This is a genomic window from Streptomyces sp. NPDC018031, from assembly GCF_044327625.1.
GTDB lineage: Bacteria > Actinomycetota > Actinomycetes > Streptomycetales > Streptomycetaceae > Streptomyces.
In genome coordinates, this window is record NZ_JBIRFT010000007.1 from 67,070 (window position 1) to 80,562 (window position 13,493).

A 13,493-nucleotide genomic window follows, 5' to 3' on the forward strand; every position below is an offset into this window, starting at 1 on the left:
ATCCGGTGGCGAGCCACGCCACGGGGCGGAGACGAAGCGTGAAGACGGGGAGGTCGCGGGTGGCAAGCGCGTCGATGGGGGACGGAGAGCAACAGGGCTGGGTGCGCAGGCTCACCCGGTACTGCTGGCGGTACCGGCGCAACGTGCTGCTCTCGCTGGGTGCCTCGCTCGCCGGCATGGCGGTCATGGCGCTGGTGCCGCTCGTCCCCAAGGTGATCATCGACGACGTGATCGTGGACCAGGAGCGGCCCATCGCCCCGTGGGCCACCCTGCTGGTCGTCGCCGCCGTGGTGGTCTACGTCCTCACCTACCTCCGCCGCTTCTACGGCGGCCGGCTCGCCCTGGACGTCCAGCACGACCTGCGGACCGAGATGTTCCGGTCGATATCGCGCATGGACGGCAGACGGCAGGACGAGCTCAGCACCGGCCAGGTCGTCGGCCGCGGCACCAGCGACCTCCAGCTCATCCAGGGGCTGCTGTTCATGGTGCCGATGATGATCGGCAACGTTCTGCTGTTCCTCATCTCGCTGGTCGTGATGGCGGTCCTGTCGCCCCTGCTCACCGTCGTGGTGCTGGCCGTCGCCCCCGCCCTGTGGATCCTCGCCTCGCGCAGCCGCATTCGGCTGTTCCCGGCCACCTGGTACGCCCAGGGACAGGCCGCGGCCGTGGCCGGGGTCGTCGACGGGGCCGTCACCGGGGTCCGGGTCGTCAAGGGGTTCGGCCAGGAGGAGCAGGAGACCGGGAAGCTCCGCGAGGCCGGCCGGAGTCTGTTCGCCGCGCGCCTGCGGACCGTCCGGCTCAACGCCCGCTACACCCCGGCGCTCCAGGCCGTCCCGGCACTGGGCCAGGTGGCCATGCTGGCGCTCGGCGGCTGGATGGCCAGCCGCGGGCAGGTCACGCTCGGTACCTTCGTGGCCTTCTCCACCTATCTGGCGCAGCTCGTCGGACCGGTGCGGATGCTCACCATGATGCTGACCATGGGCCAGCAGGCCCGGGCCGGTGTGGAGCGGGTCTTCGAGCTCATCGACACCGAGCCCGCGATCAGCGAGCGGCCGGACGCCCGTGAGCTGCCCGCCGACGCCCCCGCCACGGTGGAGTTCGACCGGGTCGGCTTCGGCTACGACACGGAGCGCCCGGTGCTCAAGGAGGTCTCGCTGCGCATCGAGCCGGGCGAGACCCTGGCGGTGGTCGGCGCCTCGGGCAGCGGCAAGTCCACGCTGTCACTGCTGCTGCCGCGCTTCTACGACCCGTCCGGCGGCGCGGTGCGGATCGGTGGCCACGACGTCCGGGACCTGACCTACCGGTCGCTGCGCTCGGCCATCGGGCTGGTCCCGGAGAGCAGCTTCCTCTTCTCCGACACCGTGCGCGCGAACATCGCCTACGGGGTGCCGGACGCCACCGAGGAGCAGATACGCGCGGCGGCCCGGGCCGCCCAGGCCGACGCCTTCATCACCGCGCTGCCCCAGGGCTACGACACCGAGGTGGGGGAACAGGGCCTGACCCTCTCCGGCGGTCAGCGCCAGCGCATCGCCCTGGCCCGTGCCATCCTCACCGATCCGCGACTGCTGGTGCTGGACGACGCCACCTCCGCGGTGGACGCCCGGGTCGAGCACGAGATCCACGAGGCGCTGCGCGGGGTGATGGCGGGCCGGACCACGCTGCTGATCGCCCACCGCCTGTCCACCCTGTCGCTCGCCGACCGCGTCGCGGTGCTGGACGCCGGCCGGGTGGTCGACGTGGGCACCCATGACGAGCTGCGGGCCCGCTGCGAGCTGTACCGGGCGCTGCTCACCGACCCGGACGAACTGGGCGGGGTGGCCCGGGACCCGGCCGGGCTCGCGGTCGCCGGGCGGGCCGCGGGCCGCGAGGTGGACCTGGCGCTGGAAGCCGGGCTGGAGGTCGAGGCGGAGATCGACAGCGAGCCGGTCAACGCGCGTCGTCGCGTGGTGGACGGGGTCACCCCCGAGCTGTGGGTCCGCTCCCAGGACGGCGGCACCGCCCAGGAGGGCCCGGCGGCGACCGGATCGGACGCCGCGGCCGCCGGCCGCCCGGGCGCGATGGCCGGTGCGCTGGCCGGTATGCCCGCCACCCCGGACCTGCTCGCCAAGGTGGCCGCGCTCCCCGCGGCCACCGACACCCCGGCCATCGACGAGGCAGCGGCCGAGCGGCCCGAGAAGGAGTACGGGCTGCGGCAGCTGCTGCGCGGGTTCGGAGCGCCGCTGACCGCCGCGCTGCTGCTGGTCGCCCTCGACGCGCTGGCCGGGCTGCTGCTGCCGGTGCTCATCCGGCACGGCATCGACGAGGGTGTTCAGCGCGCCGCGCTGGGCGCGGTGTGGGCCGCCTCCGGTCTCGCCCTGCTGGTCGTGCTGGGCCAGTGGGTGGCGCAGATCGGCGAGACCCGGCTGACCGGCCGCACCGGTGAGCGGGTGCTGTACTCGCTGCGCGTCAAGATCTTCGCCCAGCTGCAGCGGCTCGGCCTCGACTACTACGAGCGCGAACTGACCGGCAAGGTCATGACCCGGATGACCACCGACGTGGACGCGCTCTCCACCTTCCTGCAGACCGGACTGGTCACCGCGGTGGTCAGCCTGCTGAGCTTCTTCGGCATCCTGGTGGCGCTGCTGGTCATCGACGTCCAGCTGGCGCTGGTGGTGTTCGCGACGCTGCCTCCGCTGATCATCGGCACCGTCTTCTTCCGGCGGCAGAGCGTCAAGGCGTACGAGCTGGCGCGGGAGCGGGTCAGCGGTGTCAACGCCGACCTCCAGGAGAACGTCGCCGGGCTGCGCATCGTGCAGGCGTTCCGCCGCGAGGACACCGGCCGCGCGCGGTTCGCCGAGCGGAGCGACGGCTACCGGCAGGCCCGGGTCCACGGCCAGTGGCTGATATCGGTGTACTTCCCGTTCGTCCAGCTGCTGGCGTCGGTGGCCGCCGCCGCGGTACTGATCGTCGGCGCCCAGCGGGTCGCGGACGACACGCTGACCGCGGGCGCGCTGGTCGCCTACCTGCTCTACATCGACCTGTTCTTCGCGCCGGTGCAGCAGCTGTCCCAGGTGTTCGACGGCTACCAGCAGGCGAGCGTGTCGCTCCGCCGGATCCAGGAGCTGCTGCGGGAGCCGACCAGCACCCCCGCCGCCGAGGCCCCGCGCGAGGTGCGGGGGCTGAGCGGCGAGGTGGTCTTCGAGGACGTGCGCTTCCGGTACGGCGGGGCGGACGGCGCGGACGAGGAGGCGCTGGCCGGCATCGACCTCCGGATACCCGCGGGGCAGACCGTGGCGTTCGTCGGCGAGACCGGCGCGGGCAAGTCGACCCTGGTCAAGCTGGTGGCCCGGTTCTACGACCCGACCTCCGGCGCGGTCCGGGTGGACGGCACGGACGTGCGCGAACTCGATCTGACGGCGTACCGCCGCCGGCTCGGAGTGGTGCCGCAGGAGTCGTACCTCTTCCCCGGCACCGTCCGCGACGCCATCGCCTACGGGCGCCCGGAGGCCACCGACGCGGAGGTGGAGGCGGCGGCCCGCGCGGTCGGGGCGCATGCCATGGTCGCCACGCTGGACGGCGGCTATCTGCACGAGGTGGCCGAGCGGGGACGCAACCTCTCCGCGGGACAGCGGCAGTTGATAGCCCTGGCCCGGGCCGAGCTGGTGGACCCCGACGTCCTGCTGCTCGACGAGGCGACCGCCGCCCTGGACCTGGCCACCGAGGCGCTGGTGAACCAGGCGACCGACCGGCTCGCCGGGAGGCGCACCACCCTGGTCGTCGCCCACCGGCTGACCACGGCGGCGCGCGCGGACCGGGTGGTGGTGATGGACCATGGCCGGGTCGTCGAGGACGGCACCCACGAGGAACTGCTGGCCCGGGAGGGGCGGTACGCCGAGCTGTGGCGGACGTTCGTCGGAGAGGCGGAGCCCGCACAGGTCTGAGCCCCGCGGCCAACGGGCGCCCCGGCAGCCGTTTCACGACGCCGGGTCGACGCCGGCCACGACGCCGAGGACAGGGACGCGGACGAGGACAGGGAGGGGACGGGCGCGGCGCCGGTCCCTCCCGGTCCCCGCGGGGGCTCCGGCAGCCGATTCACGACGCCGGGGATGACGCCGGCCACGACGCGAGGACTCGGATGACGCCGGCCACGACGCGAGGACTCGGACGAGGACGATGCCGAGGACGGGGACGGGTGCCGGCCGGGGGAGGGACGCCGAAACGGGCGTTCGCGGCCGACGGGCGGGAACGGGGGCCGGGACGGGCGGGAACGGGGACGAGCCGGAGACGGGCAGGAGCCGGCCTGCCGCGCGGCGGGGGCAGCGCGCGCCCGGGGCGGCTCCGCGCCGGGCTGCTCACACCGTCCGGTTACCGCTCGGTCCGCCCCGTACGGCCGCATCGGTACTGAAAATCAGCATCGATTTCCTGCCCGCACCTCTCCGCCTCGTTTCACTCTGAGTGATCGTCACGGCTCCATGCCACTGGCCCGTGCGATCGCCTCGACCTCCTGCCGGTCCCGCTCCCGCCGCTCCGCGTCGGCGGCGATCCGGCTCTTGTGGCGGGCCAGGAAATCCGGGTCGTCCGCCTGGTCCGGCTCCACCAGGACCTGCATCCCGCGGGCGTGCGGAGTGTCCCCCAGATCGACCACGATCCGCTCCTCCTGTGCGGTGAGCAGCCCCAGCAGCACCAGGAGTTCGGCCTGCAGGGCGGGTGTGAACAGCTCTTTCTCCTCCGGGCCCATGCCCAGTTCGTAGGTCCCGCCGCGTACCGCGGGGGACGAGCTCACCTCGTGCAGCAGCCGCATCAGCAACTCCAGCGCGCGGGGGTCGACCCGCTCCTGAAGCTCACCCAGATAGCGCCTCAACCGCTCGGTACGCGCACTCCGCTCCGGTGGTTCGTCCCGGCCCTCGTCTCGGTCCATGTAGGCAGCATGCGTCATCACGCGCCGCTACGAAAGAGGGCGGGCCGCAACTCTCCGTATCCGTAAGGGAGCTGATCGGGGCTGGCGGGGCGGGCGTGGCGCGGGTAGGTTCGCGGCGACCTTTGCGACCCAGGGGAGGGCGAATGCACAAGGCGCTCAGATGTGTGGTGATGTCGGCCGTGCTCATAGGCACCGTCGGCGCCACCGGGGCCACCACCCATGCCGCCGGGCATGAGGGTGCCACGTCCGCCGGTGCGGCGACCGCCGCCAGCACGGACATCAAGGACCGGCTCCTCGCGATACCGGGGATGAGCTTCGTGGAGGAGAAGCCCTATCAGGGCTACCGCTTCTTCGTGCTCGAGTACGAGCAGCCGGTGGACCACCGCAAGCCGTCCAAGGGGACGTTCAAGCAGCGCATCACGCTGCTGCACAAGTCGACCGACCGGCCGACGGTGTTCTTCACCTCCGGCTACAACGTCAACACCAGTCCGCGGCGCAGTGAGCCCACGCAGATCGTGGACGGCAACCAGCTGTCGATGGAGTACCGGTTCTTCACTCCGTCCCGGCCGAACCCGGCCGACTGGACCAAGCTGGACATCTGGCAGGCGGCCAGTGACCAGCACCGCCTGTACCGGGCGCTGAAGCCGATCTACGGCAAGAACTGGCTGGCCACCGGCGGCAGCAAGGGCGGCATGACCGCCACCTACTACCGCCGCTTCTTCCCCCAGGACATGGACGGCACCGTCGCCTACGTGGCGCCCAACGACGTGGTGAACCAGGAGGATTCGGCGTACGACCGGTTCTTCCGGACCGTCGGGACCAAGGAGTGCCGCGACAAGCTCAACGCGGTGCAGCGCGAGGCGCTGGTCCGCCGCGACGAGATGGTCGCCCGCTACCAGAAGTGGGCGGACGACGAGGGGCAGACCTTCAAGGTCATCGGCAGTGTCGACAAGGCGTACGAGAACGCCGTGCTGGACATGGTGTGGGCGTTCTGGCAGTACAGCCTGGAGAAGGACTGCGCCGACATCCCCGCGCCGACCGCCTCCACCGACGAGCTGTACGCCTTCGTCGACGCGATCTCCGGCTTCTCCTCCTCGACCGACCAGGGCCTGGAGACGTACACGCCGTACTACTACCAGGCGGGCACCGAGCTGGGCGCGCCCACCGTCGCCTACCCGCACCTGAAGGGTCTGCTGCGCTACCCCGGCTACTTCGGCCCCCGCGTGTACGTGCCGCGGGACATCCCGATGAAGTTCAAGCCGGCCGCGATGCGTGACGTCGACCGCTGGGTGCGCAACCGGGGCGAGCAGCTGATGTTCGTCAACGGGCAGAACGACCCGTGGAGTGCCGAACCGTTCCGCCTGGGCAAGGGTGCCGAGGACTCCTACGTCTACTCCGCGCCGGGTGCCAACCACGGTGCGAACGTCGCCTCGCTGAAGGCGGGCGAGAAGGAGAAGGCCACCGCCACCATCCTCAAGTGGGCCGGGGTCGCGCCCGCCGCGGTGATCAGTGGTGACCAGCCCGCCAAGCCGCTGGCCAAGCACGACGCCAAGCTGGACAAGCGGGAGATCCAGCGGATGCCGGGCCTGCGTCCCTGACCTCGCCGCGACAGCCGCCACCCCACGGTCCCCGGACGGGCTCGGAACGAGCCCGTCCGGGGACCGCCGGTTTCCGCCCGGCCCGGCCGCGCGACCGTGCGGGCGGGCCGGTCAGTAGCGCAGGCCGTACCCGACGGGGAAGAGCACCCGGGACGGGTCGTCGGCGCGCGGCACCGGAACCGGCAGGGTGCCGCGCGGGTGGGTCCGTCCGGCGATGACCCGGGCGGCGGCCCGCAGCTCCACGTCGGTCCAGGAGTAGGCCGCCAGCGAGGCGGCCACCCCGGTGCCGGCCAACCGGGCGATGTCGTACGGGTTGCGCAGCGCCAGGTGGACGACCGGCACACCGGTGGCGGCCAGCGCGGCGACCAGGGTGCGCTGGCTGGAGGTGCCGCTCACGTTGTAGGTGGCCACGATCACCGCGTCCCGGCCCCGCGCGGCCGCGACCGCCGCGTCGATCACCTCCGGCGCCGGGTCGGGCCGGGAGCCGGTGCCGGTCGACCGCGCCTCGGCGGAGTGGCCCAGTTCGGTCAGGGCGCGGGCGAGCACGGTGGTGGGCGGGCCCCCGGTACCGGAGGGCGCGGCCGGATCCACCCCGACCACCAGCAGATCGCGGTGACGGCGCCGGGACAGCGGCAGCAGCCGGTCCTCGTTGACCAGCAGCGTGGTGGTGTGTCCGGCGATCCGGTCGGCGGCGGCCCGGTGCGCCCGGGTGCCCACGGTGCGGTCCACCGCCTGCCGGGTGGTGTAGGGATCGGTGAACAGACCGCGGCGCGCCTTGAGTTCCAGGATCCGCAGGATCGATTCGTCCAGCCGGGACTCGGGGATCTCGCCGCTCTCCACGGCCCGGCGCACCCCATGCCAGGCGGCCGGCAGGTCCGGCGGGTTCAGCAGCTGGTCCGCGCCCGCCTTGAGCGCGAGCACCGGCACCCGGTCGTCACCGTACTTCTCGCGCACCCCGGCCATGCCCAGCGAGTCGGTGACCACCACGCCGCCGAACCCGAGTTCGCCGCGGAGCACCCCGGTGAGGATGGGCCGGGACAGGGTGGCCGGGTCGTCGACCGGGTCCAGGGCCGGGAAGAGCAGGTGGGCGGTCATGATGGCGTCGATCCCGGCGGCGATGGCGGCCCGGAACGGCGGGGCGTCCAGCCGCTCCCACTCGGCCCGGGAGTGGGTGATCAGCGGCAGGCCGACGTGGCTGTCCACGGAGGTGTCGCCGTGCCCCGGGAAGTGCTTGGCGGTGGCCGCGACCCCGCCGCTGCGGTAGCCCCGGACCTGCGCGGCGACCAGCTCGGAGACGGCCCGCGGGTCGGCGCCGAAGGACCGCACCCCGATCACCGGGTTGGCCGGGTTGACGTTGACGTCGGCGACCGGCGCGTAGTTCTGCCGGATGCCCAGCGCGGCCAGCTCCAGCCCCGCGGTCCGGGCCGCGGCCCGGGCGTCCGCGCCGTTGCCCCCGGCGCCGAGGGCCATCGCGCCGGGGAAGAGGGTCGCGGGCGCGCCGACCCGGGCGACGATGCCGTGCTCCTGGTCGGTGGAGATCAGCAGCGGTACCGGGGCCGGCTGGGCGAGCCCGGCGCGCTGGATGCCGTTGGAGAGTTCCGCGATCTGGTGCGGGTCGCGGGTGTTGTGCGCCCAGGCGAAGTAGATGATGCCGCCGACGTGGTAGGCGGCGATGAGCTCGGCGGCGTTCGCCACGCCCATCTCCTTGCGGTTCGACTCCGCGTCCGCCGGGTCCGGGGCGGTGGCGGAGTGCCCGTACACCCGCATCACGAAGAGCTGCCCGATCTTCTCCGGGAGCGTCATCCGGGCGATGAGGGAGCGGAGTTCGGCGCGGTCGGGGCGGCGGGCGGCCTCGGCGGCGTGGGCACCGCCCTGTCCGGCGCCCAGGGCCGCGGCGCCGGCCGCGGCGGCGGTGGCGGTGAACAGGGCCCGTCGTGAGGGCGGGGCGGGGAACGGTCTCGGGGAGGCGGCGCGGGGACGGGGGCGGGAGGTGTGGTCTGGCACTTGCGCTCCTTAGCGTGGAAGGGGGGTGGCAAGCGCTGTCACTGACACCGATACGGATACGGGCAGATCCGGCGGCGGGTCAATGGGGGGAACGCGGACGATCCGGCGGCTTCAGCCGGGGAACCGGGGGCGGTCCGGCAGCCGGTCGTGCGGCACGGTGAAGACGGCGATGGTGTGGTACGGGGCGAAGCACTCGGGCGGCGGGGCCGGGTGCGGGCCCGGCAGCACGGCCAGGGTGCCGCGGCCGGCGTGGTGCAGCGTCGCGGACGGCCACTGCGCGCACCCGGTCGTGGACGACCAGCCGACCAGGGCGTGGGCGGAGAAGTCGGTGCCGGCGGCATCGGCGGTGATCTTCGCCGACCGTTTGCCGAACCGCCCGGCGAACGCCGCCAGTTCCGCGCGGCTCCGGATCACCGTGCGGACCTGCGGCACCGATCCGGCCGAACTGGCGAAGTGCGCCACTCCGGTGTCGATCCGGGAGTCCGCGCCCGGGCCGGGGGTGGCGGGCGCTTCGGAGGACGGGCCGGGGGACGTCCCGGTGCCCGGCGGGCGCCCGTCGTCGGGCGGCGCGCCGGCGGTGGTGCCCTGCTGCCCGCAGCCGGCGAGCAGGACGGTGAGCACGGCGGCGAGGAGGGCGGTCGGCAGCGCGGTCGGCGCCGCGCGCCGGACGTCGATCAGCGGCATGCCGCTCCGACGTGGCACGGGCCGGTCCGGTTCCGCGTGGGCGCGGCGCCGGAGACGGCCGGGCGACCGGGGCCGGGTGCGGGCGGTGACGGTGGCGGTGGCGGGGGCGCGGACGTCGGGGCGCATAGGCCCATGGTGCGCGCCACGGCGGCTACTCGGAGCTGCGCCGCGCCCCGCTGCGCCGTCCGGGGAGTCGCATGGTGAGCAGTTTGGCCCGTGGAGCGAGCCGCTGGACCATCGCGAAGACCGATTCGGTGCGGGAGCGGTCGGTGTCCAGCACGGTGAAGAGGTTCACCCCGAGGTAGAAGGTGATCGCGGCGTTGGCCAGGTCCCGGGGCGGGGTCAGCCGGGCCAGCGGGGTGCCGCCGATCACCCGGTCCAGGGTGGTCTCCACGAACTCCAGCCACGGCTCGGCGCGCCGCGACACCTCCTCGCGCAGCTCCGGTTTGGCGACGGCGGCGGCCACCAGCTCGGTGAAGAGCGTGATGTGCCCGCCTTCCAGGTCGTCCCGGTAGATGCGGGTGGCCGCCTCGGCGAGTTCCTCCAGGGTGCGGACGTCCTTGATGGTGGCGCTGTGCAGCGCCATCCGTTCGGCCGAGGACCGGTCCAGGGCGGCGAGCAGCAGCGGGTCGACGCCGCCGAAGTGGTAGAAGACCAGCGCCGAGTTGACCCCGGCCGCCTTGGCGATGGTGCGGGCGCTGGTGCCGCTGTAGCCGTGCTGCCGGAGCACCGCCGTGGCCGCCTCGATCAGCCGGTCCTTGGTGTCCGGGGTGCCTTTGGCGTCCGTCGTCACGTGTGACCCCTCCTCTCGCCGCTGCTGCATCGTACGCTTTAATCAAGTGATTAAGCCGTTCGGTCAAATCGTTCGGTCAAACCGGTCGATCAAGCCGGTCGGTCACGACGGAAAGGGGTGGGCGATGGCGGAGGATTCGCGACGACCCGAACCAACGGGAGGTCCCGCGGACCCGGCGGCCGGTCAACGGCCGGAGGAGGCACCCGCCGCGCCGGGCGGAGCGGCGGGACGGCTGTCGTCGGCACGGCTGCGGCTGGTCGCCGTCCTGGCGGCGCTGTTCGCGGCGATACTCGGCTACAAGGTGCTGCACGCCGGAGGGCTGGAGCAGACCGCGCTGTTCTACGTCGGCCTGCCCGCCGTGATCGCGCTGTGCGTGGCGGCCACCTGCCGGCCCAGGAGCGTCACCGGCACCGCGCTGGCCTCGGTCACCATCGGCCTGGCGCTCGCCGGTCCGCTGCTGGACGAGGGCATCATCTGCCTGCTGGTGGCCGCGCCCCTGTTCTACGCGCTCGCCGCGCTGATCGGCATGAACGTCGACGCCGCCCGCCGCCGGGGCCGCGGCGGCCGCGCCCACGCCTTCGTCACCGCGCCGCTGCTGGCCGTGCTCACCCTGGAAGGCGCCGGGGCGTACGACCTGCCGCGCGACACCCGTGTCTCGGTCACCCGTACCGTCGCGGTGAGCCCGGAGGAGTACCGGCGGGCCCTCGCCGGGCCGGTGCGGTTCGGCACCCCCGAGGCCCTCTTCCTGAAGATCCCCTTCCCGCGCCCCCGGAAGGTCACCGGCACCGGCCTCGCCACCGGCGACCGCCGGGACATCACCTTCACCCCGCGCAGGTCGCTGGGGATCGGCGCGCACCCCACGCCGCGCTCCATGCACCTGGTGGTGGCGGCCGGCGAACCCGGCCGGGTGGTCTTCGACGTCGCCCGCGACACCACCCTGGTCCGGTGGCTGGAGCTGCGTTCCGCCGAGGTCCGCTGGCGGGCCACCGGCGACGGCCGCACCGAGGTCACCTGGACCCTCCGCTACCGCCGCACCTTCGACCCCGGCTGGTACTTCGGCCCCGTCCAGCGCTACGGCATGACCCAGGCCGCCGGGTACCTCTCCGACACCTTCGCGGAGGCCGCCGCGCAGCAGCCGCGGCCCACCGCCCAGGGCGCGGCCCGGTGACCGCCGACCCGGCGCTGATCCGTGCGGTGGGGCTGTTCGTCCCGCTGCTGGCCACCGTCGCCGTGGCGGCGGCCCGTCCGCCCGGCTCCCGCGTCCTGGGCGCCGCGATCGCCGCCACCGCCTGGCAGGCCGTGTGGCTGCCGGTGCTCAACCTGCTCGCGGTACGCGCCGGCTGGTGGACCTTCCACGCCGAGGGCGGCACGGTCGCCGGACTCCCGGTCGACCTGCTGCTCGGCTGGGCCCTGCTGTGGGGCGCGCTACCGGTCCTGGCCGGCGGCGACCGGCTGCCGCTCCCCCTCCTGGTCGCCGCGCTGACCTGGCTGGACCTGGCCGCGATGCCGCTGGCCGACCCGGTCGTCCGGCTCGGCGACCACTGGACGGCCGGCGAGGCCGTGGCGGTCGCGGTGGCGCTCGTCCCCGGCCTGCTGCTCGCCCGCTGGACCGTACGCGGCACCCGGCTGGCGGCGCGGGCGGCCATGCAACTGCTGCTGAGCGGTGCGCTGATGCTCGCCGCGCCGCTCGCGCTGGTCGCGCCCGCCCTGCCGGGCGGCACCCCCGGGGCGGTGGCGGCCGCGCAGCTGCTGGCCGTGCCGCTGCTGCTGGGGGTGATGGCGCTGCGGGAGTTCGTCCAGCGCGGCGGTGGCACGCCGCTGCCCTACGACCCGCCGGTACGGCTGGTCACCAGCGGCCCGTACGCGTACGTGCGCAATCCGATGCAGCTGTCCGTCACCCTCAGCCATCTGCTGCTCGGCCTGCTCGCCCGGGACTGGCGGCTGCTCGGCGCCGCCGCGGTCGCCTTCGCCTACGGCGCCGGGCTCGCCGACTGGCACGAGAACGCCCGGCTGCGCCGCACCCACGGCGCGGCGTGGAGTGCCTACCGGCGTGCCGTACCGGCCTGGCTGCCCCGGGCGCGCCCCTGGCCGGGCACCGCCGCGGCCCGGCTCTACGTCGCGGCCGGCTGCGGACCGTGCAGCCAGTTCGGCCGGTGGGTGGCCCGCCGGGACCCGGTCGCCCTGGAACTGACCGCCGCCGAGACCCACCCGGAGCCGCTGCGCCGGATGCGGTACGAGACCGACGACGGGGCGGTACGCGCCGACGGCGTCGCCGCCTTCTGCCGGATGCTCGGTCACCTGCACCTCGGCTGGGCGGTGCTGGGCTGGATCCTCGCGCTGCCCGGCATCCGGCAGTTCGTCCAGCTCTGCGTGGACGCCTTCGGCGCGGGACCCCGCGACATCCCGCACCACCCGTCCCCCGCCGCGGCACCGCCCGGGGACCGGGTGCCGCCGCGGGCGGCGGAGGTCAGCCGTCCCGCCGGGGCCAGTGGTCCCGGAGCGCCCGTACCGCCTCGGTGATCGCCGGACGGCGGGCGGCGCCGGGCCGCCACAGTGCGTACAACCTCCGTACCGGTGTCGGCTCCAGGGGGACGGCGACCACCCCGGACGGCACCGCTCCGCGGCCCAGCCGGGGCACCAGGGCGATGCCCAGCCCGGCCGCGACCAGCGCGATCTGCGACTGGTACTCGGCCACCTGGTAGGCCAGGTCCGGCTCGTGCCCGTCCGCGCGCAACGTCCTGACCAGCCAGTCGTGGCAGACCGAGCCGGGCGGCTGGCAGATCCAGCGCTGCCCGGCCAGGTCGGCTCGGGCCAGCGCCGCCCGCCCGGCCAGCGGATGTCCGGCCGGCACCAGCACATCGGACGGATCGTCACCGATCACCGCGCGGTCCACCCCCTCCGGGGCGGGCAGCGGCGAGATGTCCCAGTCGTGGGTGACCGCCAGATCGATCACCCCGCGGGCCACCAGGTCCGGCGACAGGTGCGGGTCGACCTCCACCAGACGCGCGTCCAGCGAGGCGTGGTCCCGGCCCAGTCCGGCCAGCACCGACGGCAGCAGGCCGCGGGCCGCCGAGGCGAAGGCTCCGATCACCAGCCGGCCGGCGGGCAGCCCGCGCCGCTCCTCCAGCTCGGTCTCCGCCCGCTCCACGATGGCCAGCAGCTCCTGCGCCGTCGCCGCCAGCCGGTGCGCCGCGTCGGTCAGCGCCACCCCCCGCCCGCGCCGCTCCAGCAGCGTGGTCCGGGTCTCCCGTTCCAACTTGGCGATCTGCTGCGAGACCGCGGAAGGGGTGTAGCCGAGCGCCACCGCGGCCGCGCTGACCGAACCGTGGACGGCGACCGCGTGCAGCGCCCGCAGCCGGGACAGTTCCAGCACCGGTGACCCACCTCTCCGCCGTTCGCACGGCCCTCGCCGGCCCCGCCCGGGTCGGCGGACCGGGCGGTGACGCCGGGCCGGACCTTGTAGCGTCGCTGCATCCCATCATGAAGGAACCTGTGCTGGTGCTTCACGGTCGGCTGC

At 74.2% G+C, this 13,493-nt stretch carries 9 protein-coding genes; 4 read left to right on the forward strand and 5 right to left on the reverse strand.

Annotated features, from left to right (window positions below; genetic code table 11):
• The first annotated feature begins 74 nt into the window (after positions 1-74).
• On the forward strand, positions 75-3,920 hold the full coding sequence (locus ACH4B3_RS18340; protein ID WP_398464158.1) for an ABC transporter ATP-binding protein: 3,846 nt from the start codon (positions 75-77) through the stop codon (positions 3,918-3,920).
• A gap of 521 nt (positions 3,921-4,441) precedes the next feature.
• Here ACH4B3_RS18340 and ACH4B3_RS18345 read toward each other — a convergent pair.
• Positions 4,442-4,897 (reverse strand): hypothetical protein, encoded by a 456-nt coding sequence (locus tag ACH4B3_RS18345; RefSeq protein ID WP_398463901.1) that lies wholly within the window; start codon positions 4,895-4,897, stop codon positions 4,442-4,444.
• Between the two features lie 143 nt (positions 4,898-5,040).
• On the opposite strand from ACH4B3_RS18345, the gene ACH4B3_RS18350 reads away from it, so the two are divergent.
• The gene (locus tag ACH4B3_RS18350; RefSeq protein WP_398463902.1) at positions 5,041-6,495 is read left to right on the forward strand and encodes a S28 family serine protease; all 1,455 of its coding nucleotides are present in this window, start codon (positions 5,041-5,043) and stop codon (positions 6,493-6,495) included.
• A 111-nt stretch (positions 6,496-6,606) separates the two neighbouring features.
• Here the strand turns inward: ACH4B3_RS18350 and ACH4B3_RS18355 are convergent, their stop codons facing one another.
• The 3 genes from ACH4B3_RS18355 to ACH4B3_RS18365 form a co-directional block, all read right to left on the reverse strand.
• Complete coding sequence (locus ACH4B3_RS18355) at positions 6,607-8,421, reverse strand: glycoside hydrolase family 3 protein (protein WP_398464160.1); 1,815 nt, start codon at positions 8,419-8,421, stop codon at positions 6,607-6,609.
• A gap of 189 nt (positions 8,422-8,610) precedes the next feature.
• Positions 8,611-9,183, reverse strand: a complete 573-nt coding sequence (locus ACH4B3_RS18360; protein WP_398463903.1) for a hypothetical protein — start codon at positions 9,181-9,183, stop codon at positions 8,611-8,613.
• A 151-nt stretch (positions 9,184-9,334) separates the two neighbouring features.
• Positions 9,335-9,976, reverse strand: a complete 642-nt coding sequence (locus ACH4B3_RS18365; protein WP_398463904.1) for a TetR/AcrR family transcriptional regulator — start codon at positions 9,974-9,976, stop codon at positions 9,335-9,337.
• A gap of 124 nt (positions 9,977-10,100) precedes the next feature.
• On the opposite strand from ACH4B3_RS18365, the gene ACH4B3_RS18370 reads away from it, so the two are divergent.
• The gene (locus tag ACH4B3_RS18370) at positions 10,101-11,144 is read left to right on the forward strand and encodes a hypothetical protein (protein WP_398463905.1); all 1,044 of its coding nucleotides are present in this window, start codon (positions 10,101-10,103) and stop codon (positions 11,142-11,144) included.
• Positions 11,141-12,496, forward strand: a complete 1,356-nt coding sequence (locus ACH4B3_RS18375; protein WP_398463906.1) for a methyltransferase family protein — start codon at positions 11,141-11,143, stop codon at positions 12,494-12,496. Before ACH4B3_RS18370 ends, ACH4B3_RS18375 begins: the two co-directional genes overlap by 4 nt.
• Here ACH4B3_RS18375 and ACH4B3_RS18380 read toward each other — a convergent pair.
• Positions 12,444-13,349 (reverse strand): LysR family transcriptional regulator, encoded by a 906-nt coding sequence (locus tag ACH4B3_RS18380; protein ID WP_398463907.1) that lies wholly within the window; start codon positions 13,347-13,349, stop codon positions 12,444-12,446. The two genes, ACH4B3_RS18375 and ACH4B3_RS18380, sit on opposite strands and share 53 nt — an antisense overlap.
• Positions 13,350-13,493: the final 144 nt, after the last annotated feature.

Coding starts and splice junctions, on each gene's coding strand:
- ACH4B3_RS18370 (WP_398463905.1), top strand. CDS start 10,101: ATGGCGGAGGATTCGCGACGACCCGAACCAACGGGAGGTCCCGCGGAC.
- ACH4B3_RS18360 (WP_398463903.1), bottom strand. CDS start 9,183: ATGCCGCTGATCGACGTCCGGCGCGCGGCGCCGACCGCGCTGCCGACC.
- ACH4B3_RS18350 (WP_398463902.1), top strand. CDS start 5,041: ATGCACAAGGCGCTCAGATGTGTGGTGATGTCGGCCGTGCTCATAGGC.
- ACH4B3_RS18345 (WP_398463901.1), bottom strand. CDS start 4,897: ATGGACCGAGACGAGGGCCGGGACGAACCACCGGAGCGGAGTGCGCGT.
- ACH4B3_RS18340 (WP_398464158.1), top strand. CDS start 75: ATGGGGGACGGAGAGCAACAGGGCTGGGTGCGCAGGCTCACCCGGTAC.